The 20,891-nt window shown below is 72.7% G+C and carries 17 protein-coding genes; 8 read left to right on the forward strand and 9 right to left on the reverse strand.

Going from position 1 to position 20,891, the window contains the following annotated elements:
- Positions 1–19 precede the first annotated feature (19 nt).
- From AB0B97_RS25855 to AB0B97_RS25865, 3 genes are all read left to right on the forward strand, one after another.
- Positions 20–1,183 carry a M20/M25/M40 family metallo-hydrolase gene (locus AB0B97_RS25855; RefSeq protein ID WP_357497151.1) on the forward strand — a complete coding sequence of 388 codons (1,164 nt, stop codon included), beginning with the start codon at positions 20–22 and terminating at the stop codon, positions 1,181–1,183.
- Between the two features lie 47 nt (positions 1,184–1,230).
- A complete protein-coding gene (locus tag AB0B97_RS25860) occupies positions 1,231–2,382 on the forward strand; it encodes a glutamate--cysteine ligase (protein ID WP_357497153.1) in 1,152 nt (383 codons plus the stop codon).
- A 134-nt stretch (positions 2,383–2,516) separates the two neighbouring features.
- Positions 2,517–3,116 carry a nitroreductase family protein gene (locus AB0B97_RS25865; RefSeq protein WP_357497349.1) on the forward strand — a complete coding sequence of 200 codons (600 nt, stop codon included), beginning with the start codon at positions 2,517–2,519 and terminating at the stop codon, positions 3,114–3,116.
- On the opposite strand, the gene AB0B97_RS25870 is transcribed toward AB0B97_RS25865, so the two are convergent.
- The 5 genes from AB0B97_RS25870 to AB0B97_RS25890 all read right to left on the reverse strand — a co-directional run bounded on the left by AB0B97_RS25870 (position 3,100) and on the right by AB0B97_RS25890 (position 8,004).
- The gene (locus AB0B97_RS25870) at positions 3,100–4,644 is read right to left on the reverse strand and encodes an NAD(P)-binding domain-containing protein (protein WP_357497155.1); all 1,545 of its coding nucleotides are present in this window, start codon (positions 4,642–4,644) and stop codon (positions 3,100–3,102) included. The genes AB0B97_RS25865 and AB0B97_RS25870 overlap by 17 nt on opposite strands.
- A gap of 59 nt (positions 4,645–4,703) precedes the next feature.
- Positions 4,704–5,198, reverse strand: coding sequence for a hypothetical protein (locus AB0B97_RS25875; RefSeq protein WP_357497157.1), 495 nt, complete (start codon positions 5,196–5,198; stop codon positions 4,704–4,706).
- Between the two features lie 54 nt (positions 5,199–5,252).
- Positions 5,253–5,492 carry a winged helix-turn-helix domain-containing protein gene (locus AB0B97_RS25880; protein WP_357497159.1) on the reverse strand — a complete coding sequence of 80 codons (240 nt, stop codon included), beginning with the start codon at positions 5,490–5,492 and terminating at the stop codon, positions 5,253–5,255.
- A 135-nt stretch (positions 5,493–5,627) separates the two neighbouring features.
- Entirely contained in the window at positions 5,628–6,179 is a 552-nt protein-coding gene (locus AB0B97_RS25885) for a hypothetical protein (RefSeq protein WP_357497161.1), read from the reverse strand.
- A gap of 46 nt (positions 6,180–6,225) precedes the next feature.
- Positions 6,226–8,004, reverse strand: a complete 1,779-nt coding sequence (locus AB0B97_RS25890) for an ABC transporter ATP-binding protein (protein ID WP_357497351.1) — start codon at positions 8,002–8,004, stop codon at positions 6,226–6,228.
- Positions 8,005–8,099: 95 nt separating this feature from the next.
- Here AB0B97_RS25890 and AB0B97_RS25895 point away from each other — a divergent pair, with 95 nt between their 5' ends.
- On the forward strand, positions 8,100–8,528 hold the full coding sequence (locus AB0B97_RS25895) for a MarR family winged helix-turn-helix transcriptional regulator (RefSeq protein ID WP_234582460.1): 429 nt from the start codon (positions 8,100–8,102) through the stop codon (positions 8,526–8,528).
- A 115-nt stretch (positions 8,529–8,643) separates the two neighbouring features.
- Positions 8,644–10,428 (forward strand): N-acetylglutaminylglutamine amidotransferase, encoded by a 1,785-nt coding sequence (locus AB0B97_RS25900; protein WP_357497163.1) that lies wholly within the window; start codon positions 8,644–8,646, stop codon positions 10,426–10,428.
- Positions 10,429–10,438: 10 nt separating this feature from the next.
- Here the strand turns inward: AB0B97_RS25900 and AB0B97_RS25905 are convergent, their stop codons facing one another.
- The 3 genes from AB0B97_RS25905 to AB0B97_RS25915 all read right to left on the reverse strand — a co-directional run bounded on the left by AB0B97_RS25905 (position 10,439) and on the right by AB0B97_RS25915 (position 13,225).
- Positions 10,439–11,572 carry a glutamate--cysteine ligase gene (locus AB0B97_RS25905; RefSeq protein WP_357497165.1) on the reverse strand — a complete coding sequence of 378 codons (1,134 nt, stop codon included), beginning with the start codon at positions 11,570–11,572 and terminating at the stop codon, positions 10,439–10,441.
- Between the two features lie 88 nt (positions 11,573–11,660).
- Complete coding sequence (locus AB0B97_RS25910) at positions 11,661–12,869, reverse strand: sigma-70 family RNA polymerase sigma factor (RefSeq protein ID WP_357497167.1); 1,209 nt, start codon at positions 12,867–12,869, stop codon at positions 11,661–11,663.
- A 2-nt stretch (positions 12,870–12,871) separates the two neighbouring features.
- Entirely contained in the window at positions 12,872–13,225 is a 354-nt protein-coding gene (locus tag AB0B97_RS25915) for a YciI family protein (RefSeq protein WP_357497169.1), read from the reverse strand.
- A 279-nt stretch (positions 13,226–13,504) separates the two neighbouring features.
- Between AB0B97_RS25915 and fxsA the strand changes: the two genes are divergently transcribed.
- Genes fxsA through AB0B97_RS25930 form a run of 3 tightly spaced genes read left to right on the forward strand, consistent with a single transcriptional unit; the run spans position 13,505 to position 16,619 of the window.
- Positions 13,505–13,696, forward strand: a complete 192-nt coding sequence (gene fxsA, locus AB0B97_RS25920) for an FxSxx-COOH cyclophane-containing RiPP peptide (RefSeq protein WP_357497171.1) — start codon at positions 13,505–13,507, stop codon at positions 13,694–13,696.
- A 2-nt stretch (positions 13,697–13,698) separates the two neighbouring features.
- Positions 13,699–14,928 (forward strand): FxsB family cyclophane-forming radical SAM/SPASM peptide maturase, encoded by a 1,230-nt coding sequence (locus AB0B97_RS25925; protein ID WP_357497173.1) that lies wholly within the window; start codon positions 13,699–13,701, stop codon positions 14,926–14,928.
- A complete protein-coding gene (locus tag AB0B97_RS25930) occupies positions 14,925–16,619 on the forward strand; it encodes an HEXXH motif-containing putative peptide modification protein (protein ID WP_357497175.1) in 1,695 nt (564 codons plus the stop codon). The genes AB0B97_RS25925 and AB0B97_RS25930 overlap by 4 nt, the downstream gene beginning before the upstream one ends.
- 357 nt (positions 16,620–16,976) lie before the next feature.
- Here the strand turns inward: AB0B97_RS25930 and fxsT are convergent, their stop codons facing one another.
- Entirely contained in the window at positions 16,977–20,888 is a 3,912-nt protein-coding gene (gene fxsT / locus AB0B97_RS25935; protein ID WP_357497177.1) for an FxSxx-COOH system tetratricopeptide repeat protein, read from the reverse strand.
- Positions 20,889–20,891 lie beyond the last annotated feature (3 nt).

Below are 20,891 nucleotides of genomic sequence, written 5' to 3' on the forward strand. Positions count from 1 at the left end.
CGTGCGGTAGGAGGGATCGATGGACCGTCCCCGCTTCCTGCTCGACGCCGCCCACCGGCTCCGAGCCGACATGGTCGACCGGCTGAGCACACTCGTCGCCTGCGAGTCGGCGCCGGGCTCGCTGCCGGAGCTGGAGTCCTGCGCCAACCTGCTCGCCGACTGGGGAAAGGACGTGCTCGGCCGGCCCGCCCAGCGGGTCGTGATCGACGGCCTGCCGCACCTGCTGTGGCCGGCCGTCGATCAGCGCGTGCTGCTGCTCGGCCATTTCGACACCGTCTTCCCGGTCGGCACGATCCGGTCCCGGCCGTTCACCGTCCGCGGGGACGTGGCGACGGGGCCCGGCGTGTGCGACATGAAGGCCGGCATCGTGCAGATGTTCACGGCCCTGGGCCTGATCGAGGACACCTCGTCGGTAGGCGTGCTGCTGACCTGCGACGAGGAAAGCGGGTCCGGCTCGTCGCGGCAGCTGATCGAGCGCGAGGCGCGGCGCTCGGGCGCGGTCCTCGTCTGCGAGGCGGCCACCCCGGACGGGCACCTGAAGGTGGCCCGCAAGGGTGGCTCGGTCTACCGCCTCACCGTCTCCGGTCGGGCGGCCCACGCCGGCGTCGAACCCCAGCGCGGTGTCAACGCAACGGTCGAGGTCGCCCACCAGGTGCTCACCCTGGGCACGCTCGGCGCGGCCGACAGCGGCGGCACCTCCGTCACACCTACCCTGCTCTCCGCCGGCACCACGACGAACACGGTGCCCGAACGCGCCAGCCTGGCCGTCGACGTCCGGGCCTGGACGAGGGACGAACTGGAACGCGTCGATCACGCCATCCGCGGGCTCGTCCCGTTCCTGCCCGAGGCGACGCTGGCCGTGCAGGGTGGAATCAACCGCTACCCGATGGCCCCGGAGCTCGCGCGGCCACTGCTGGAGGTGGCCCAGTCGATCGCCCGCCGGCTAGGCATCCCGCGCCTCACCGGCGCGTACGCGGCCGGCGCGTCCGACGGCAACTTCACCGCCGCGCTGGGCGTACCGACCCTCGACGGCCTGGGCGCGGTCGGCGGCGGGGCGCACGCCGCCGACGAGTACGTCTGCCTCGACCGGATGCCCGAACGGACGGCGCTGCTCGCCGGACTCGTCGACGCGCTGTCCACGATGGAAGATGGCAGGGTGCGACCCATCGACGACATCCCGTAACGTGCTTCTCGCCGGTGCGTGACCGGCAGCGAGGGGTCGGCTTCGGCATGCCTACGGGACAGCACTCGGAATCGCTCATTCCCCCACTCGGCGTCGAGGAGGAATTCCTCGTCGTCGACGCCGACCGGGGCGAGGTCGTACCGGAGGCGGCCACCGTCGTCGACGGCGCGCGCCCGACGCTCGGTGCCCGGGTGGGCGGTGAGATCACCAAGCTCCAGCTCGAAACCCGCACCGACCCGTGCCAGAGTGTCGACGATCTCGCCGCGCAGCTCGTCGAGGGACGGGCCGCCGTACAGACCGCGGCCCGTTCGGCGGGTCTGCGGGTGATCGCCAGCGGCTCGCCGGTGCTGGGCCGTGCCGTGCCGCCGCCGCTGACCGAGGGGCCACGGCAGGATCGGGGCACCGCCACCTTCCGTGGGCTGCACGACGAGCTGGCGATCTGCGCCGTGCACGTCCACGTGCAGCAGCCCGACCGGGACCGGGCCGTGCTGATCGGCAACCACCTGCGCGCGCACCTGCCGGTGCTCATCGCCCTTACCGCCAACTCGCCCTACTGGGCGGAACGCGACACCGGCTACGCGAGTTGGCGCAGCATCACGTGGGGGCGCTGGCCGGTGGCCGGCCCGCCGCCGTACCTGACGTCCGCGCGGCAGTACGACGACCACGTGGACATGCTCCTGGACGCGGGCGCGCTGGTCGACCACGGCACGATCTTCTGGGATCTGCGCCTGTCCGCACACCACCCCACGCTCGAGGTACGGGTGGCCGACGTTCCCGTGACCGCCGCCGAGTCCGCGGCGCTCGCCGCCCTGGTGCGGGCCCTGGTCGTCGTCGCCGGGGAGGCCGTCGATGAGGGCGACGAGGGGCCCCGACTGGTTCCCGACCTGCTGCGGCTCGCGTACTGGCGGGCCGCCCGCGACGGGATGGGCGGCCACGGCGTCGACGTCGGCACGGGCCGGCTGCTGCCCGCGTCCGCCCTGGCCGAGCGGCTCGTCGAGCGCGCCCGGCCGGCGTTGGACGCGGCCGGTGACCGCGAACGGGTGCAGGGCTGGCTGAAGTGGCTCGCCGCGGACGGCGACGGCGCGACCCGTCAGCGTGCCGCCCGGGCGGTGCGCGGCCGTCTGACCGACGTGGTCGACGATCTCGTCAGCCGGACCGCCCCCGACGTGCCCGCCCGTGAAGAGGGCACGCCTGCGTAACGACAGGCGGCGTCGGCTCCGAGATGCTGGACGAACCGGAAGGCCGGCACACGTCAGCACGGAGGCCACAGGTGAACGACACCGACCTGGTACCCAGGGTGCCCATCCAGCATCACCGCCGACCGGCGGCCGAGATGGTGCGCGAGGCGGAGGCGTTCGCACAGCGGATGGCGCAGCGCCGGTCGGTGCGGGACTTCGCCAGCGACCCGCTGCCCGACGGGGTCGTCGAGGCCGCGATCCGGGCGGCGTCGACCGCGCCCAGCGGCGCCAACGTGCAGCCGTGGCGGTTCGTCGTCCTGACCGACCCGGCCCGCAAACGCCGGCTGCGCGAGGCCGCCGAGGCCGAGGAACGGGCGTTCTACGACCGCCGTGCCTCGCCGGAGTGGCTGGGTGCGATCGCCGGGCTCGGCACCGACTGGCGCAAACCGTTCCTGGAGACCGCACCGGCCGTCATCGTCGTGTTCGAGGTGCATCAGGGGCCGCGCAGCCCGAAGCCGTACTACGTCAAGGAGTCCGTCGGCATCGCGGTGGGCCTGCTGATCACCGCGCTGCACCACGCCGGCCTGGTCACCCTGACCCACACGCCCAGCCCGATGCGGTTCCTCAACGAGGTGTGCGAGCGACCCGCGGAGGAGCGCCCGTACGTCGTGATGCCCGTGGGTTATCCCACAGCGGACGCCCACGTCCCCGATCTGGCCCGCAAACCCCTCGACGAGATCATGATCCGCTGGTGAGGTCCCCGGTCAGGAACTCGACCAACGGCTCGACGTGCCGGTCCGGGCGCCGCCACTCGGCCAGCAGATCCTCCAGCAGGTGCTGTTCGTGGACGAGTTCCGAGCCGCGGTAACGCCGGATCACCGGATGGATGAAGGCGCTCTCCCGGGCCCGGTCGGGCGTCGGGTGCCGGTCGATGGCGAAGACGTCGCCGTAGTCGTCACGGCCCCACCGCAACGCGAGCGTGTACCACTGCGTGGCCGCCGCGAAGCGCTCCACTGCGTAGTCCTCCGGCAGGTCCTCGTAGTGGTGGATGTCGCCGGTCTCGTCGTCGCGGACGAAGACGTCGCACAGGTACTCGAACTGGGTCCACAACGCCGACGACCAGTTGACGCGGTCGAGCATCAGCTTCGTCAGCGACACGGGATCGGCGGGCGTCGTCGCGTACGACAGCGGCACGCCCTCGTAGCGCTCCCGCAGGATCCGGGTGAAGGTGCGGAGGTTGTACCGGAAGCCGTCGATGAACGGCGACGACGCGTGCTTCGCGTCCCGCGCCTGGGCGATCGTGCCGGCGAAGTACAGGTCGTCGATGTTGCTGGACTGCCAGTCGGGGCGCAGGCCGGGCATGCGGCCGTCACGCACCAGGTCGGGTCGGGACGTCTCGTCGAACATCGTCGTGTCCATCCGGAACCCGGTGCACCGCAGCACCGTGTGGTAGTCCAGTTCGGCGGTCTCCCCCTCCGCGTGGGTGTACGTGATGGACACCCGGAACCGCCCGTCGACGGGCCGGATCTCGTCGATGGTGCAGTCCAGCACCGAGTGCAACGTCTTGAACTGGTAGCTGTCGAGGATCGCGCCGTACTGGCCACGTACGTCCCCGGGATGCTTGGTGTTCCACGCCAGTCGCAGGGGCTGCCGGCTGGCGAGGTGCACCATCGACGCGCGGCCGAGGATGGCCGACGCGGTCTCGAAAGCCGAATTGCCCTTACCGATGATCAGGACCCGCTGACCGTCGTACGCCGTGGGATCGACGTCCATGTCCTCGTACCCGATGGCATGTTCGATGCCCTTGATGGCCGGCACGAAGGGCCGGCCCCAGCCGGTCGCGACGACCAGGCAGCGCGCGCGGACCTCCCCCTGGTCGGTGCCCACGACGAAGCCGTCGCCGCTGCGCGTGATCCGCTCCACGGTCGTGCCGAAACGGATGTTGAGCGCGTGGACCCGCTGGAACTCGGCGAGGTAACGCACCAGGTCGTCGGCGGCCGGCAGGTACTCCTCGCTGAAGCGCGGAAACAGCAGGTCCGGGGAGTCGTTGAGCAGCGAGTTCCAGTCCCAGCGCAGGCGGATCTCCGGATCGGCGCTGTCGGTGTGCACCTTGTTCAGCGAGATGAGCCGACGGTGGCGCGGGAACCGCCGGAAGAAACCGCCGGGCTCGTCGCCGCTCTCCAGCGTCAGGTAGTCGGCGCCGTGCTGCTGGAGGTAGTAGCTCAGTTGTAGGCCGGCAGGCCCCGCCCCGACGATGACGTACCGGTGTTCACTGCTGAGCATCCTGCGGCCCTTCGACGGAGGGATGAATCCATCGACCATGGGATGCGAAGCGATCTGTGTCAATGCCGTTCGTCACCACGCGAGTGCGTGGACAGACCGTCGCGCCGGAAACCCAACGCCCTTCGGGAGGCGCGATCCGCCTTGTAGGCGGCACCGAGCGCCAGGTTGATCGCGACCCGTTCCGCGGTGTCGTCGAAACCCTCGATGTCGAACGCCCGGAACAGCTGGATGCCGTCTCCGGGCCCGTTCCGGACCTCGATCCGCCGGTCCACGTCGACGTAGCTGGACGCGGTGACGGAGTCCTTCTCGAAGACGTCGTTCGGGCCGGCCACCACCGGCTTGTCCACGACAGCGGTCAGCTCGTGCGGAGCCGTGAGGAGCTGCTCCAGCCGAGCCGAAGCACGCCGTGCCCCCGCAGGATCATCCGCCTCGAACACCCACACCCAGGTCTCGCGCGGGTGCGCGTTCCAGCAAATGAGCTCGGGCCCGGAGAACTTGCCGGCAACGTCGCACGTCACGAGCGCGTCGGGAAAACGCTGCCGCAACTTGGCCACACGTGTAGCGAGGCCGCCCGCGTAGGCGGCGTGTTCCGAGATGTCCCACGCCACCTACGGCTCGCGCATCCACGTCTTCGGGTCGGTCACGAAGACGCCCTTGCCCTGCTGCCGCCGGATCACGCGCAGCGCCTCCAACCGGGCGTAGGCCATCTGCACAGTCCCGTGGCTGACGTCGTATCGCGAACGCAGTTCAGCGATCGAGGGCAGCTTGTCCCCCGGCTTGACCTTCTTCGACCTGACGTCGGCGATCACATCGTCGGCGATGCGCCAGTAATCCGGCACTTCTCGCATGGCACTCCTCGCGTGGCAACCCGATTTGATCACACCGCGACGCACCTAACAAGCAGCGTTGACCTACCTAGCATGTCTAGATATGTTCGATCAGAGCCGGTCCTCGCGTGGCAACGAGTTCGGCTTCCACACTGCTCAGTGCCGTGCCGTCGGGATCCGTCCCTCGACTGGACGCCGAAACTGCTCCACGGTCCCGCCGCGTACGCCGAGGCCGTCGCGGGCGGCCTGGTAGAAGTCGTCGCGGGCTTCGTCGGCCTGCCCGACCATGGCGGCCAGGTTGTCCGGTGGGGTCGGCAGACTCCGCGCCGCCTGCTCCAGGTTCCGCACGGCACGCCGCCAGGTGGAGGCCGCACGTACGGTCGTCGCGTCACCGAGCAGCAGGACCGCCTCCCAGGTCAGGGTATGACGCACGTCCGCCTCGGCCAGCCGGGCCAGCCCGTCCTCGCGGTCCAACGTGGGCGTACGGGAGCCGGGGCGGTGACCGCTCAGCATCCCCAGGGAGACCAGGTGGATCTCCTTCACTGCGCGGGTGAAATCGGCGTACGCGTCCAACCGCCGCTCGTCCCAGCGGACGTTCTGGCTGCGTCGCCATCGGGCACGCTCCGTCACCGTGGTGGCGACCATCGTGCCAATGGTGCCGACCAGTACGCCGAGCAGGGCGGGCAGCTGCGTCAGAACGCTCTCCATATGCTGAGCCTGTCATCCCGCCACCGTGGTGTTGTATTCGCCGTTCTCAGGCGGCGAGTGTGGCGTAGCGGCCGTTGCGGTCGAGCAGGCTGTCGTGGTCGCCGGTCTCGACGATCCGGCCGTGGTCGAGCACGGCGATCTGGTCGGCGTCGCGAATCGTGGACAGGCGGTGGGCGATGGTGATGGTGGTACGCCCCTGCGCGAGCACGTCGAACGCTCGCTGCACGGCGCGTTCGGTCTCGGTGTCCAGTGCGCTGGTGGCCTCGTCGAGGACCAGGATGCGCGGGTCGCGCAGCAGCGTACGGGCGATGGCGAGTCGTTGCTTCTCGCCGCCGGAGAACCGGTGCCCGCGGGAGCCGACCATCGTGTCGTACCCGTCGGGCAGGCCGGCGATGAGGTCGTGGATCTGGGCGGCACGGGCGGCCGACTCGATCTCGGCGTCGGTGGCGTCCGGCCGGGCGTAGCGCAGGTTTTCCCGGACGGTGGTGTGCAGCAGGTACGTCTCCTGGCTGACGACGCCGACGATCGCGGCCAGGTCGGTCAGGCGCAGGTCGCGCAGATCGATGCCGTCGATGGTGATCCGGCCTGCGGTGGGGTCGTGCAGGCGGCTGACCAGTCCGGCGAGGGTGCTCTTGCCGGAGCCGGTCTCGCCGACGAGGGCGAGGCTGGTGCCGGCCGGCACGTCGAGGGTGATGCCGGCGAGGGCTGCGGTGTCGCTGCCGGGGTAGCCGAAGGTGACGTCGTCCAGGCGCAGGTGTCCGCGGACCCGGGCGGGGTCGAGGCGGACCGGCTCGGTGGGGTCGGCCACGTCGACAGGCAGGTCGAGGTATTCGAAGATCCGGGCGAACAGCGCCAGCGAGGCGGTCAGCGACACGCCCACGTTGAGCAGGCCCATCAGGGGGCGGAACAGGCCGCCCTGCAGGGCGGTGAAGGCGACCAGGGTGCCGATGCTCAGCGTGCCGGCGGTGCCGGGCAGGCCGGCGGCGAGGTAGATGACTGCCGGTACGGCGGCGAAGATGATGCTCATCGAGGCCATCCGCCAGCGGCCGGCCAGCTCGCTGCGCAGCTCCAGGTCGACGAGGCGGGCCGATGAGGCGGTGAACCTGTCGATCAGGGCGGGGCCGGTGCCGAGGGTCTTGGCGAGTTGTACGCCGCTGATCGACAGCCCCTCCTCGACTGTGACGTTGAGGTCGGCGAGTTCACGCTGGCGCTGGTCGGTGATCTCGCGGCGCATCCGGGCGACCCGGCGGGTCAGCCAGACGGCCGGCGGGAGGACCACGAGCGAGACCAGGGAGAGCTGCCAGGAGAGCGCGACCATGGCGACGGCGGTGGCGACCACTGTGGTGAGGTTGGCGGCGACGGCGGTGGCGGTGGAGGTGACCACGGACTGCATGCCGCCGATGTCGTTGGTGATGCGGGACTGCACCTCGCCGGTGCGGGTGCGGGTGAAGAAGCCGAGTGACTGCCGCTGGAGGTGGCTGAACACGTCGGTGCGCAGCCGGTGCATGACCCGCTGCCCGACCTGGGTGGAGATCCAGGTCTGGACGACGCCGAGGGCGGCGGTCACGGCGGCCACGGCGACCATGCCGAGGACCAGCCAGACCAGCAGGGTCACGTCGCCCTGCGGAAGGGCACTGTCGATCACTTCTCGCAGCAGGAACGGGCTGGCCATCGCGACGATCGAGGAGAGCACGATGATCGCGGTGACGATGGCCAGCGCGGGCCGGTGGGGGGTGAACAGGCGGCCGATGCGGCGCAGGGACACCTGGCGGGCCTGCGTCTTCTCCTCGGCGCTGACGGTGCGGTGGCCGCGGTCGCGGCCCATGGGGGTGCGTTCCAAGGGGCACTGCCTTCCAGTCGGGATATGCTGAGGTTACCTCAACATGAGGGAACAACAGTATCGGCTGCTACCGTATTCCGGTGACCGAGGACACCACCGACAGCGGCGACGAGAGCCTGGCCGAGACGTTCTGGGCGGTGGCGTCCCGTCTGCGCCGACAGACCCGGGAGTCGTTGGCGCCGTGGGACGTCACCCCCAGCCAGTCCCGGGCGCTCGGGGTGCTCGGCCGCCACGGCGAGGTACGCCCCGGCACGCTCGCCGAGCACCTGCACATCGCGCCCCGCTCGGCCACCGAGGTCGTCGACGATCTGCAGGCCCGAGGGCTCGTCGAGCGCCGACCCGACCCGGCCGACCGCCGGGCGACCCTGGTCGCGCTCACCGACGAGGGCACCCGCGTCAGCGCCGCCATCCGGGCCGCCCGCCGTGCCGAGGCGGATCGCTTCTTCGGCCACCTCCCCGACAGCGACCGCGCCGAACTGGCCCGCATCCTGCGCACCCTGCGCGCATAACCGCCCCACGCGCGGGTAGGCAGCCGCCCCGTTCGTTCGCCGGACCCCCGCCACCACCAGCCGGGGAGACGTGACAGGAGGCGCTCATGTCTGCCCTGAACCACCACCCCGCCTGATGTGCGGGATCAGCGGGGAGGCGCGCTTCGATGGCCGGCCGCCCGACGCGGCGGCGGTCACCCGGATGACCGAGGCGATGCGCTCGCGCGGCCCGGACGACGAAGGCCTGTACGCCGACGACTGGGTACTCCTCGGGCACCGGCGGCTGACCATCATCGACCTGTCCGATGCCGGCGGTCAGCCGATGGTGCGCGACGACCTGGGCCTGGCACTGGTCTTCAACGGCTGCATCTACAACTACCCGCAGCTGCGCGAGGAACTGCGGAACGCCGGGTACTCCTTCCGCTCCACCAGCGACACCGAGGTGATCCTGGTGGCGTACGCCCACTGGGGTGAACGTTTCGTCGACCACCTGGTCGGCATGTTCGCGATCGGGCTGGTCGACAGGCCCCGGCGGCGGCTGATCCTGGCTCGCGACCGGCTCGGCATCAAACCGCTCTACCTAGCCGAGGCACCGGGCCGGCTGCGGTTCGCCTCCACCCTGCCCGCACTGCTGGCCGCTGGCGACGTCGACACGGGCATCGATCCGGTGGCGCTGCACCACTACCTGTCCTGGCACTCCATCGTGCCCGCGCCGCGAACCGTGCTGCGCGGTGTGCGCAAGCTGCCGCCCGCCACCGTGCGGGTGATCGAGGCCGACGGACGCAGCCGGGAGCAGGTGTACTGGCAGCCCGACTACGTACGGGAGCCGGCCGACGCGGGGATGGACGCCGCCGACTGGCGGGCCGCGATCGGCGACGCGCTGCGCGCGGCGGTACGCCGGCGGCTGGTCGCCGACGTCCCGGTCGGGGTGCTGCTCTCCGGCGGCCTGGACTCCAGCCTCATCGTGGCGCTGCTCGCCGAGGCCGGCCAGGAGCACCTGCGCACGTTCAGCATCGGCTTCGACAGCCGGGGCGACGAGTCCGGCGACGAGTTCCACTACTCCGACCTGGTGGCCCGCGCGTACGACACCGACCACCATCGGATCCGGCTCGCCGACGACGACCTGGCGCCCGCCGTACGACGGGCCGTGCTGGCCATGACCGAGCCGATGGGCAGCCACGACGTGGTCGCCTTCCACCTGCTGTCGGAGCAGGTGGCGCGGCACGTGAAGGTGGCGCAGTCCGGACAGGGCGCCGACGAGGTGTTCGCCGGCTACGGCTACCACCAGCCGCTGACCGAGGCGCCCCGCCACGGCGCCGCCGAGACGTTCGCCGCCGCCTTCTTCGACCGTGACCACGACGAGCTGCGCGCCATCGTCGGCCCGGCGTACGCGCTGGAACACGACGCCAGCCGCGACCTGCTCACCGGCCACCTCGCCGCGCCCGGGGCGCAGACCGCGCTGGACGCCGTCCTGCGCCTGGACACCCACCTGATGCTCCCCGACGACCCGGTGAAGCGGGTGGACAGCATGTCCATGGCCTGGGGGCTGGAGGTGCGTACGCCGTTCCTGGATCAGGACCTGGTCACCCTCGCCGCGCACTGCCCACCGGAGCACAAGGTGGCCCAGGGTGGCAAGGGGGTGCTCAAGGAGGTCGCCCGGGAGGTGCTGCCGGCCGAGGTGATCGACCGGCCGAAGGGCTACTTCCCGGTGCCGGCGCTGCGCAACGTGGACGGGCCGGTGCGCGAGCTGGTCGCCGAGGCGTTGCAGGCTCCGGTCGCGCGCGAGCGGGGCCTGTTCCGCCCCGAGTACGTGGCGCGGCTGCTCGCCGAGCCGGACCGCGCCGAGGCCGCCGCGGGCAGCAACAAGCTGTGGCAGCTCGGTCTGCTGGAACTGTGGTTGCAGACCCACGATATCGGGTGAGGACGGCCCGTCAGCCGGCGGCGGTGTGCGCGGCGAGGTCGTCGATGACCGCGAGCAGGTCCCCGGTGTGCTCCAGCACCCGTCGCTGTCGGGTCGCGCCGGTGCCGTCGCGGCGCAGCCGGGCCAGTTGGGCCAGCACGTAGCCGAGATCGCCGTGATGCAGCAGCGCCGGGGCGATCGCCGCCATCAGCTCGTCCACCAGGTCCCAGGCCGGTCGGGTGCCGCCGGCGCGCAGGTCGATCAGCTCGCCGTCCAGGCCGTCGTGGGCCGCCCGCCAGTGCGCCGCGGCGACGAGACAGTCGCGCACGGGCGGCGCGAGCGCACCGGCGCGTACGTCGTCGGCAAGTGTCGCGATCAGGCTGCGGACCAGGGCGGCGACCAGCACTGCGTCGTCCACTGTCGGACAGACGTCACCGACACGGACCTCCACCGTCGGGTACGCCGACGACGGCCGGGCGTACCAGTAGACCATCGCCGCGTCCAGCATGATGCCGGCGGCGATCAGCTCGTCGACGGTGCGGTCGTAGTCGGCGACCGAGTCGAAGTACGGCGTCGGCCCGATGCTGGGCCAGCGCTCCAACTGCATCGACCGCCAGCTGGCGTGGCCGGTGTCGTACCCGTCGTGCAGCGGCGAGTTGGTGGTGATCGCCTGCACCACCGGCAGCCACACCCGCAGGTGGTTGCAGACCTGCACGGCCAGCTCCCGGTCCGGCAGCCCGACGTGCACGTGACAGCCGCAGACCGCCGGGTCGTGCGCCACCGGCCCGTACCGCCGGGACATCGCGTGGTAGCGCGGCCGGTCGGGCACCGTCCGGTGCGGCTCGGCCACCGGGGTGGCGCCGACCGCCACGAGCCGGGCCCCGGCCGCTGCGGCGGCCTCGACGGCCGAGCGGCGCAGCGTCACCAGGTGGGTGCGCAGCTCGGTGAGATCGGCGCAGACCGGGGTGACCATCTCCACCATGCTGTGCCGGAACTCCTGGCGGCTCTGGTCGCGGGCCGGGCCGCGCAGCGCGGCCAGCACCTGGTCGGCCACCGGCAGGTTCCGGCCGCTGTGCGGGTCGAGGAGCAGGAACTCCTCCTCGACGCCGAGGGTGAGGGTGCCGATGTCGGGCACGGTGTCGACGGTCGTCGGACGATACGCCATGGCCGCCTCCATCCGCTGCTGCGGCCACGGGTGGACACCCCGGCCGGGCGGCTCGGTTTCCCGGCCCGGGCCGTCGGCAAACGCGCGGTCAGAGCGCCGACACCGCCGCCGCCCGACTGTCGAGGAAGGCCCGTTCGGCCGCGTTGTCCGTCAACGCGGCGGCCGTCCGGTACGCCTCGACGGCCTCGCCGCCCCGGCCGAGCCGGGCCAGCAGGTCGGCGCGCACGACGTGCCGCACGTGGTAGCCGGGCAGATCAAGGCGGTCCACCTCGGCCAGCGCCGCCGCCGCGCCGGCGACCTCGGCGAGCGCGACAGCCCGGTTCAGCGCCACCACCGGACCGGGGGCGACCACCGTCAGCTGGTCGTACAGGGCAAGGATCTGACGCCAGTCGGTGTCGGTGGCGCGCGGCGCGGCGCTGTGCACGGCGGCGATCGCGGCCTGGATCTGGTACGGCCCCGGCCGGTCGCGGCGCAGGCAGCGACGCACCAGTGTCTGCCCCTCGGCGATCAGGGCGCGGTCCCACCGGTCCCGGTCCTGTTCGCCAAGCGGCACCAGCTCGCCGGCCGCCGAGGTGCGCGCCGCCCGGCGGGACTCGGTGAGCAGCATCAGCGCGAGCAGGCCCGACGCCTCCGGCTCGTCCGGCATCAGCTCGACGAGCAGCCGGGCCAGCCGGATCGCCTCGACGCACAGTTCGGCTCGAACCAGGTGCGGACCGGCGCTGGCCGTGTACCCCTCGTTGAAGATCAGGTACAGCACGGCGAGCACGGCGTGCAGCCGGTCGGGCAGGTCGGCGTCGCGCGGCACCCGGTACGGGATGCGGGCGTTGCGGATCTTCGACTTGGCCCGGACCAGTCGCTGCGCCATCGTCGCCTCCGGCACCAGGAACGCGCGAGCGATCTCGGCGGTGCGCAGACCGCCGAGCAGACGCAGGGTGAGCGCGACGCGGGTGGCCGGGGCGAGCGCCGGATGGCAGCAGGTGAAGATCAGACGTAGCCGGTCGTCGCGCACGGGCCCCTCCTCGTCGGGCGGGTCGGCGGCGTACAACAGGGCCGCCTGGGCGTGCCGGTGCGCGCGGGTCGCCTCCCGGCGCAGCCGGTCGATGGCCTGGTGGCGGGCCGTCGTGATGATCCAACCGGCCGGGCTGGGCGGCGGGCCGCTGTCCGGCCAGCGTCGCAGCGCGATGGCGAAGGCGTCCTGGACGGCCTCCTCGGCGAGGTCGATGTCCCCGAGAAGGCGCACCAGCACGGCGACCGCGCGGCCGTACTCGGCGCGGAACACCGCCTCCACGTCGGGCACGGTCAGTCTCCGGCCCCGGCCCGGAAGGGGCGGACCTCGATCGGCAGGGTGGTGGCCAGCGCGTAGCGGCGACCCCAGTGCAGGGCGGCGTCCAGGTCCGGCACGTCGATGATGGTGACGCCGCCCAGGTACTCCTTGCCCTCCACGAACGGTCCGTCGGTGGTCAGGACGTCACCGTCGCGGGCGCGCAGCACCGTGGCGGTCTCCGGACCGTGCAGACCCTGACCGAAGACCCAGGACCCGGCGGCTGCCAGCTCGTCGCGCAGCTCACCGACCTCGCGCATCACCTGTGCCAGAAACTCCGGCTCCGGCACCCCACCCTGCGGCTGGTGCATGCTGAGCAGGTAGAGCGTCATCGTTCCTCCTCGTGACGGCCGGCGCGACGCCGACCTCTCATCCTCCACACGAACGACCAGCGCCCATCTCGACAGGCCGGCCGGAAAAATCTGCGGTCCCGGCCACCGGGTGTGCCACGCCGCGCCGGGCGGCCCTGTCGTACGCCAGGTAACGGCACGGTGGCCAGCGCGTACGGGCCGCGGTGTCGTGCCGTCCGGGGTCGGGTGCGATGGTGTAGAAAGGCGGAGTGAGCGCAGCGCTGACTCAGGTGCCGGTCTTCGACCGAAGGACGGTCCACGGTGGCTGACCACGACCAGCCACCCATCGGAGGCACTGTCGGCGCCGCTCTGGTGCAGCTCGGCGACGTCCCTCTGGCGGACCTGCTGGCCGGCGCCGGTGACGGCGTCCTGGCCCACGTGCTGGGCACGCTGGCCGCCGAGGGTGAGTCGGGCCGGCCCGGCGACGTGTCGGCATTCGAGTCGAGCTTCTGACCGTGCCGGCCGACGCCCCGCCGTCGGCCACCCGACACCGCCCTGCCGTGGCCGCGCCCCGCATCCGTCAGGTGGTGCTGAAGGTCCACTCCCGGTGCAACCTGGCCTGCGACTACTGCTACGTCTACCGCCACGCCGACCAGGGCTGGCGGGACCGGCCACGGGTGATGGCACCCGGCACCGTGAGCCGGGTCGCCGACCGGCTCGCCGCCCACGTGGCCCGGCACGGCACCGACCGGGTCCGGGTGGTGCTGCACGGCGGGGAGCCGCTGCTCGCCGGCCCCGCCGTGCTCGACCGGACGGTACGCACACTGCGCGCCGCGATGCCCTGCGGCGTCGCACTCGACGTGGCGATGCAGACCAACGGGCTCCTGCTCGACGAGGCGGCGCTCGACCTGTGCCACACGCACGGCATCGACGTCGGGGTGAGCGTGGACGGCGACCGCGTAGCCAACGACCGCCACCGCCGCCACGCCGACGGCCGGGGCAGCTTCGCCGAGGTGGCCGCCGCGCTGCGCCTGCTGGCCCGACCCGAACACCGGGCCCGCTACGCAGGTCTGCTGTGCACCGTCGACCTGGCCAACGACCCGATCGCCGTCTACGAGGGCCTGCGGGAGTTCGACCCGCCCCGACTGGATCTGCTGCTGCCGCACGGCAACTGGAGCACTCCCCCACCCGGGCGCCACCCCGACGACCCCGCCACCCCGTACGCGGACTGGCTGATCGCCATTTTCGATCGCTGGTACGCCGAGACCCCCCGGCGTACCGGCATCCGACTGTTCGAGTCACTGATCGTGCTGCTGCTGGGCGGACGCAGCGGTACCCAGGCGCTGGGCGCCGCCGAGCCGGACGTCATGACGATCGAGACCGACGGCACGATCGAGGGCGCCGACACGCTCAAGACGACCACCGCGTCGGCGATGCGGACCGGCTTCGACGTCTTTCGGCACAGCTTCGACGAGGCGTTGCGTCACCCGTCGCTGGCCGGGCGTCCCACCGGGACCGCGGCGCTCGCGGCGGCCTGCCGGGCCTGCCCGGTCGTCGACGTCTGCGGCGGCGGCCTGTACGCGCACCGCTTCCGCGACGGCGCCGGCTTCACCCACCCGTCCGTCTACTGTGCCGACCTGCTGCGGCTGATCCAGCACGTGCGGGCGGTGGTGACCGCCGACCTGGACGCGCTGCGCCGCCGCGTCGCCGGGGCGAGCGCGCCGACGCCTGTGGCACGCCCGTGACGGGCCCCCTGTCGGCGGCGCAGCTCGCCGGACTGGCCCAGGGCCACGGCGACGCCTCCACCATCGCGGTGTTGCGGGGCGGGCAGCTCGGTCGCCGTCGGCTGCTGACCGTGGCCGCCGCCCGCGCCTGCCGTGGCGAGCCACTGGTCCGGCAGAGTCTGGAGCTGCTCACCCGCGCCGAGCACGCCCACCCGGCAACGGTCGCCGCGGTGCTGACCCACCCACCGGTGACCGGATGGGCCCGCGCCGCGCTCGACGGCGCCGCCGGCCCCGCCTACCTGGCCGCCCTCGCGGCGGCCGCGGCGACACGCGCCGGCCTGACGTTCACGCTGACACTGCCCCGCCCGGGCGACGGTGTCCTGTCCCTGCCCACCGTCGGCGCGGCGACCGGCCTGCCCTTCGACAGCCCGGTACGGCTCACCGGCGAGGCGGGCACGGTGCGGATCGGCAGCGGCGCGGACGAGGGCGTACGGATCGAGGCGGGCGGTGGCCGGCTACTCGACGCGGGTGGCGGCGCAATCGGCTGGCTGCCGATACGCCGGACCACACCGTTCGACGCGGTCGAGGTGCTGGTCGACGACCAGGACCCGTGGCGCGACTGCTACCACCGGCCGTCGGCACCCCGGCTGGACGACGTGTCGGCCGACCGGCTGACCCGGCTCACCGCCGAGGCCGGGCGGTGGCTGCGGGCCCATCTTCCGGCGCACGCCGACGCGCTGGCCGGGCTGCTGCGCACACTCGTGCCGCTGCGACCGCCGCCCTCGGGCAACCCGGTGAGCGCCACCAGCAGGGACGCTCTCGGTGCCATCGCGCTCTCGGTGCCCGCCGACGCGCCGACCCTGGCGCTGTTGCTCGTGCACGAGTTGCAGCACACCAAACTCGGCGCGCTCTCCGATCTGGTGCCGCTGCACCGCCCGGGTGGGCCGGCCCGCTACCGGGCGCCCTGGCGACTGGACCCACGCCCCGTCGGCGCGCTGCTGCAAGGCGCGTACGCGCACCTGGGGGTGGCCGAGGTGTGGCGTTGCCGGCGGCACGAGGGGACCGCCGCCGCGTTCGAGTACGCGTACTGGCGGGAGCAGACCATCCGCGCGGTCCGGCAGCTCGCCGACGCGGACGAGCTGACCGCGGCCGGCCGGTCCTTCGTGGCAGACATGGCGAGCACCCTGCGCGGCTGGCGTGACCCGGTCGACGGCGCGGTCGAGGCGGCCGTGCGGGACGTGGCGGACGCCAGCGCGGTGCGCTGGGGCCTGGCCAACCTGCTCCCCGACCCGGACCAGGTCGCCCGCCTGGCGCACGCGTGGCGACAGGGCGTGCCGCCGGAGACCGGTCGCCAGGCGTCGACGGTCGTCCCGGCCGCGCCGCGTCCCGCCCTCACCATGGGCAGCGGTCCCGAGGGCGCCGTCCGCCATCGGCTCCTCTGCTCCGGCGGCCCGCCGGGGTCGAGCCCGAGCGACCAGGCGTACGCGGCGGGCAACGCCGAGGACGCGTTGGCCGGGTACCGGCGACGTGTCGCCGCCGACTGCGGGGACGTCGACGCCTGGGTGGGGCTGGCCCTGACCGCCCACCACACCGGGCAGCCGGTCGCGGCCGGGGTGCTGACCAGCCGGCCCGAGCTGGTGCGGGCGCTGAGCCACGCGCTCCCCGACGCCGACCCGCTCGCGCTCGCGACCTGGCTGGCGCAGCCCGCCTGACCTGTCGGCTGCGGACAGTAACGCCGCCCCGCCCCGCCCCGGCCTGCCCCGGCCTGCCCCGGCCCGGTCGCGAGGCCAGGGGGCAGGGGCAGTTGCGTCCTTTGCTCTGCTTCAACGGGCGCAACACTCGCGGCCGAGCGGTGTTGCGTGGAGTGAAGCAGAGCAAAGGACGCACGAGAGATGTCCGAGGCGGGACCGCGACGCCGTCGAGGCGGGGCCGCGCGGGACGGCGCGGCGGGCGGCGGCACAGGACGGCGGCCCCGGTACGGCGCGGGACGGCAGCGCGAGACGGCGGGCGGCGGGGCGGGACGGCGCGGCGGGGCGGGGCGGGGCGGCGGGGCGGGACGGCGGGGCGGGTCAGAGCAGCGCCGGCTCGATGTAGGCGTTGGAGCGCTCGCGTTGGCGGGCCTGCGTCACCCGGGGGTTGTCACCGCCGAAGAGCTGTACCAACTGGCCGAACGCCTCGTCGTAGAGGGCCCGGCCGGCGTCCGCCTCGCTCTCGGTGGCCTGCCGGCTCAGCGCCAGGTTGACCGAGGCGGAGAGCGTGTCCGGGTGCTCGGCGCCCAGCGCCCGGGTCAGCTCCACGTACGCGGTGGTGTCCAGCAGCAGGGCGTTGTCGCCGTCGCCGAGGGCGAACAGGTCGTTGGCCAGGTTGAGGGTGGCCAGCAGGGTGTGCGGGTGCCGCTCGCCGAGGTTGGTCAGCAATTGGTCACGGACCCGCTGGGACAGCTCGCGGGCCTGGGTGTGGTCGCCCTGCTTGCGCAGCAGCACGCCGAGGTTGTTCAGGCAGGCCAGGGTGATGGCGTGCGACTCGCCGAGCACCTCGTTGTAGCCGTCGCGCAGGCGGCGTGCCACCCGCAGGGCGGTCTGGTTGTCGCCCACCGCCGACCAGGTGGTGGCCAGGGCCATCTCGGCGGAGAGCGTGTCGGCGTGCTCACCGCCGAGGGTGCGCTGGTAGCGGACCACGGTCCGTTCGATCAGCCGGTGGGCGTCGGCGAAGCGCCCCAGCTGCCGCAGGGTCAGCGCCAACTCCTTCGCCGTCCGCAGGGTCTCCGGATGGTCCGCGCCGATCACCTTCTGCTGGGTGGCGTAGGTGCGTTGCAGGACGCTGTGCGACCGCCACAGCTCGCCGGTGTCGCGCAGGCCGCGGCCGTAGTTGCTGGCCGAGGCGAGGGTGGACGGGTCCTCCTCACCGAAGCGGTCCCGCCGCCGCTCATGGATGTGCTGGTCGAGCGCGGCGGCGCCCCGGAAGTCGCCGACCAGGCGCAGCGACACGGCGAGGTTGTTCTCCGCGGTCAGCGTACGACCGCTGTCGTCGCCGAAGCTGCGCACGCTCAGCTCCAGGGTGCGCCGGTCCTGTGCCTCGGCCTCGTGGTACAGGCCCTGGGCGCGCAGGTCCGCACCGAGGCTGCGGGCCGTCATCAGGGTGTAGAGGTGCTCCTCGCCGAAGATCCGCCGCTGCCGGTCGTAGACGTCCCGGTCGATCTCGTACGCCCGGTCGAAGTGACTCTGCGCGCGTAGGACGTTCGCCAGGTGGAAGCGCATCCGCAGCGTGGTGGGGTCGTCCTCGTCGGTGTCGCGCCACGCGGCCAGCGACTCCTCGGCCAGCGCGCGGCTGGTGTCGTAGTCACCCCTGCGGTAGAGGTAGCGCACGATGTCCACGACCAACTGGCGGGCCTCGTCCATCGTGGACAGGTGCAGGCCGCTGGGGCGTACGTGCGGCCACAGCTCGGCGTACCGCGGCCAGTTGACCGGCTTGTCGGGGTCACGCGGGCTGGCGGCGGCGAGCAGCAGTTGCGCCTCCCGGCGGGCCTGGTCGGGGTCGTCCAACTGGTCCTGGATGACGAGCTGCACCAGCCGGTGGATCCGCACCGAGTTGTTCTCCGCGTCGACCTGGGCCAGGCCGTAGCGGCCCAGTTCGGCGGTGACCAAGCCCTGCAGGATCGGGTCGGTGAGCGTCGGGTCGATCGGGGCCATGAAGCTGGCGAAGCGGTCGCCGGTGAGCATCGCGACCGGGATCGGCTCGGGCGCGTAGAACGAGCACAGCTCCAGCAGCCGGGCCGCCGCCGGTTTCTCCTCGCGCAACTGGCCGAGGGTGAACAGCCAGGTCGCGGCGAGCGCCTTGGAGTAGCCGGCGGACTGCCGGCCGTCGAGGATGCGCAGCAGGCCGGGGGTGTCCAGCGAACTGAGGTACTTCTCGACCTGCATGGCGCTGGCCCGCAGGTACGCTGCGCCCTGCTCGACGGCGAGCGGCAGGTCGCCCAGCTTCTCGGCCACCTGCGCGGCCTCGGCGTCGGTGAGCCCGCGGACCCGGTCGCGCAGCAGTTGGACGCTCTCGGCGCGGTCGAACACGGTCAGCTCGGTAGCGGTGGCGTACTCGCTCCAGCTCTGGTCGCGGGTCGTGAGCAGGACGTGGCCGGGCCCCTGCGGCAGCAGCGCCCGGGTGGCGCGGGTGGGTTTGTCGGCGTTGTCCAGGACGATCAGCCAGCGCCGGTCGGGCCCGGCGCGGCGCAGCGTGTCGAGCACCCGGCGGGCCGCCTCGGCGCCGCCGCCCGTGCCCAGACCCATCGCCTGGCCGAGGTCGGCCAGACCGCCGCGGATGCGGTCCTCGCTGTCCGCCGGGATCCACCAGACCAGGTCGTAGTCGCGCCCGAAGCGCAGCGCGTACTCGGCGGCGAGCTGGGTCTTGCCGACGCCGCCGAGGCCGTGCACAACCTGGGTGGCCGAGTCCGGCGAGGTGGTGAGCCGGTCGCGCAGCGCCTCCAACTGGGCGGCGCGGCCGACGAAGGGCGTGCCGTGCTGGCGGACGTTGGAGATCGCCGGGAACGGGCCGGGGAACCGGCCGACCGCGCGGCCGCCGGCCGTGACCGTCGCCGTTCCCGCCGCCTCCAGCAGCCGGGCCCGTGCCGTGGACGGGTCGCTGTCGGTGAGGTCGACCGGGCTGTGCTCGCTGTACGGGGCGGTCAGCCGCGACTCGTCGACCCGCAGCGGCACCAGCACTCCCCCGCCGCCGAGCTGGTCGCGGCCGGTGGCGCTCTTCCACACCTCACCCGCGAGGGGGGTGCTCGCGTAGTGCCGCGTGAGCACGGCCAGCACCCGGCTGGCACCGCTGACCGCCCGGTCGAACTCGGCCCGCCCGCCGGCGAGCAGCGGCACGTCCAGCGCGCGCCGGTCCACCCGCAACCCGGCGTCCTCCAACTGGTCGGTGATCCACTCCGCCCAGAGCCGGTCGGCGGAGGCGTAGCTGAGCAGCACGGCCTGCTCGGCGGTGAGCCGGCTCCGTTCGAACTCGGCCAGCGAGCGGCGACGGTCCGACTCGCCGATCGGGTGCAGCTGGGTGATCCGCCCGTCGGTGATCACCGAGGCGAGCTGCTCGTACGCGGCCAGCAGGGTGCCGACCTGCTCGGGCCGGTCGCCGAACGCGGCGAGGATCTCCTCGTACGCGTAGAAGGTGCGGTACGGCACCTCGATGGTGTTCCAGTAGCGGGCGGCGGCCGCGTCGGAGAGGTGGTCCAGGAACGGGGCGAACTCGGCGCGAACCAGGTCCCGGCCGGTCTCCAGCTTGCGCAGCTCGGCGTCCTCCACACGCATCGGCACCGGCAGCAGCAGCGGCGGGTCGTCCGGGCGCTGGCTGCGGATGGAGCGGGCCACCGCCGCCGCGCCGCGGATGCTCTGGGTGGACATGGTGAAGCAGTTGACGACCAGGTCGGGCAGTTGGACGGTGCAGATGCCGGCGACGTCGCTGAGACCGGTGCGGCTGTCGATCAGCACCACGTCGTACTCGGCGCGCATCTGCGCCCGGACCGCGTCGATGAACGACGCGCCGCCCTGGCGCTCGTAGAAGTTGGCCCAGTCGAAGGTGCTCACCAGCCGCGAGTACGCCGAGTCCTGCTGCCCGGCGGCCACGAAGTCGATCACGCCGCCGTGGCTGAAGTCCCAGTTCAGCGAGACCGCACGGCGTTGGATCTTGGCGTGACCGGTGAGGAGTTCCTGGGAGTCCTCGTCACGGTTGCGCTGCATCGTGGCGATCGAGTAATCCCAGATCATCTCGATGACGCCTGGGGTGGCGCGTAACTCCTTGTCCCGCAGGAACGGGTGGAAGTAGCGGTGCAGGCCCGGAGACTCCAGGTCCCAGTCGACGACAAGCACCTGCAACCCCTGGCTGGCCAGGATCCAGGCCACGTTGGCCAGCGCCATCGTGCGGCCGGTGCCGCCCTTGTACGAGTAGAAGGTCACGATCTGGCCGCGTGCCGTCTCGTTCACCGCCATGGC

Origin of the sequence: Micromonospora sp. NPDC049004 (assembly GCF_040649315.1) — a bacterium.
GTDB lineage: Bacteria > Actinomycetota > Actinomycetes > Mycobacteriales > Micromonosporaceae > Micromonospora.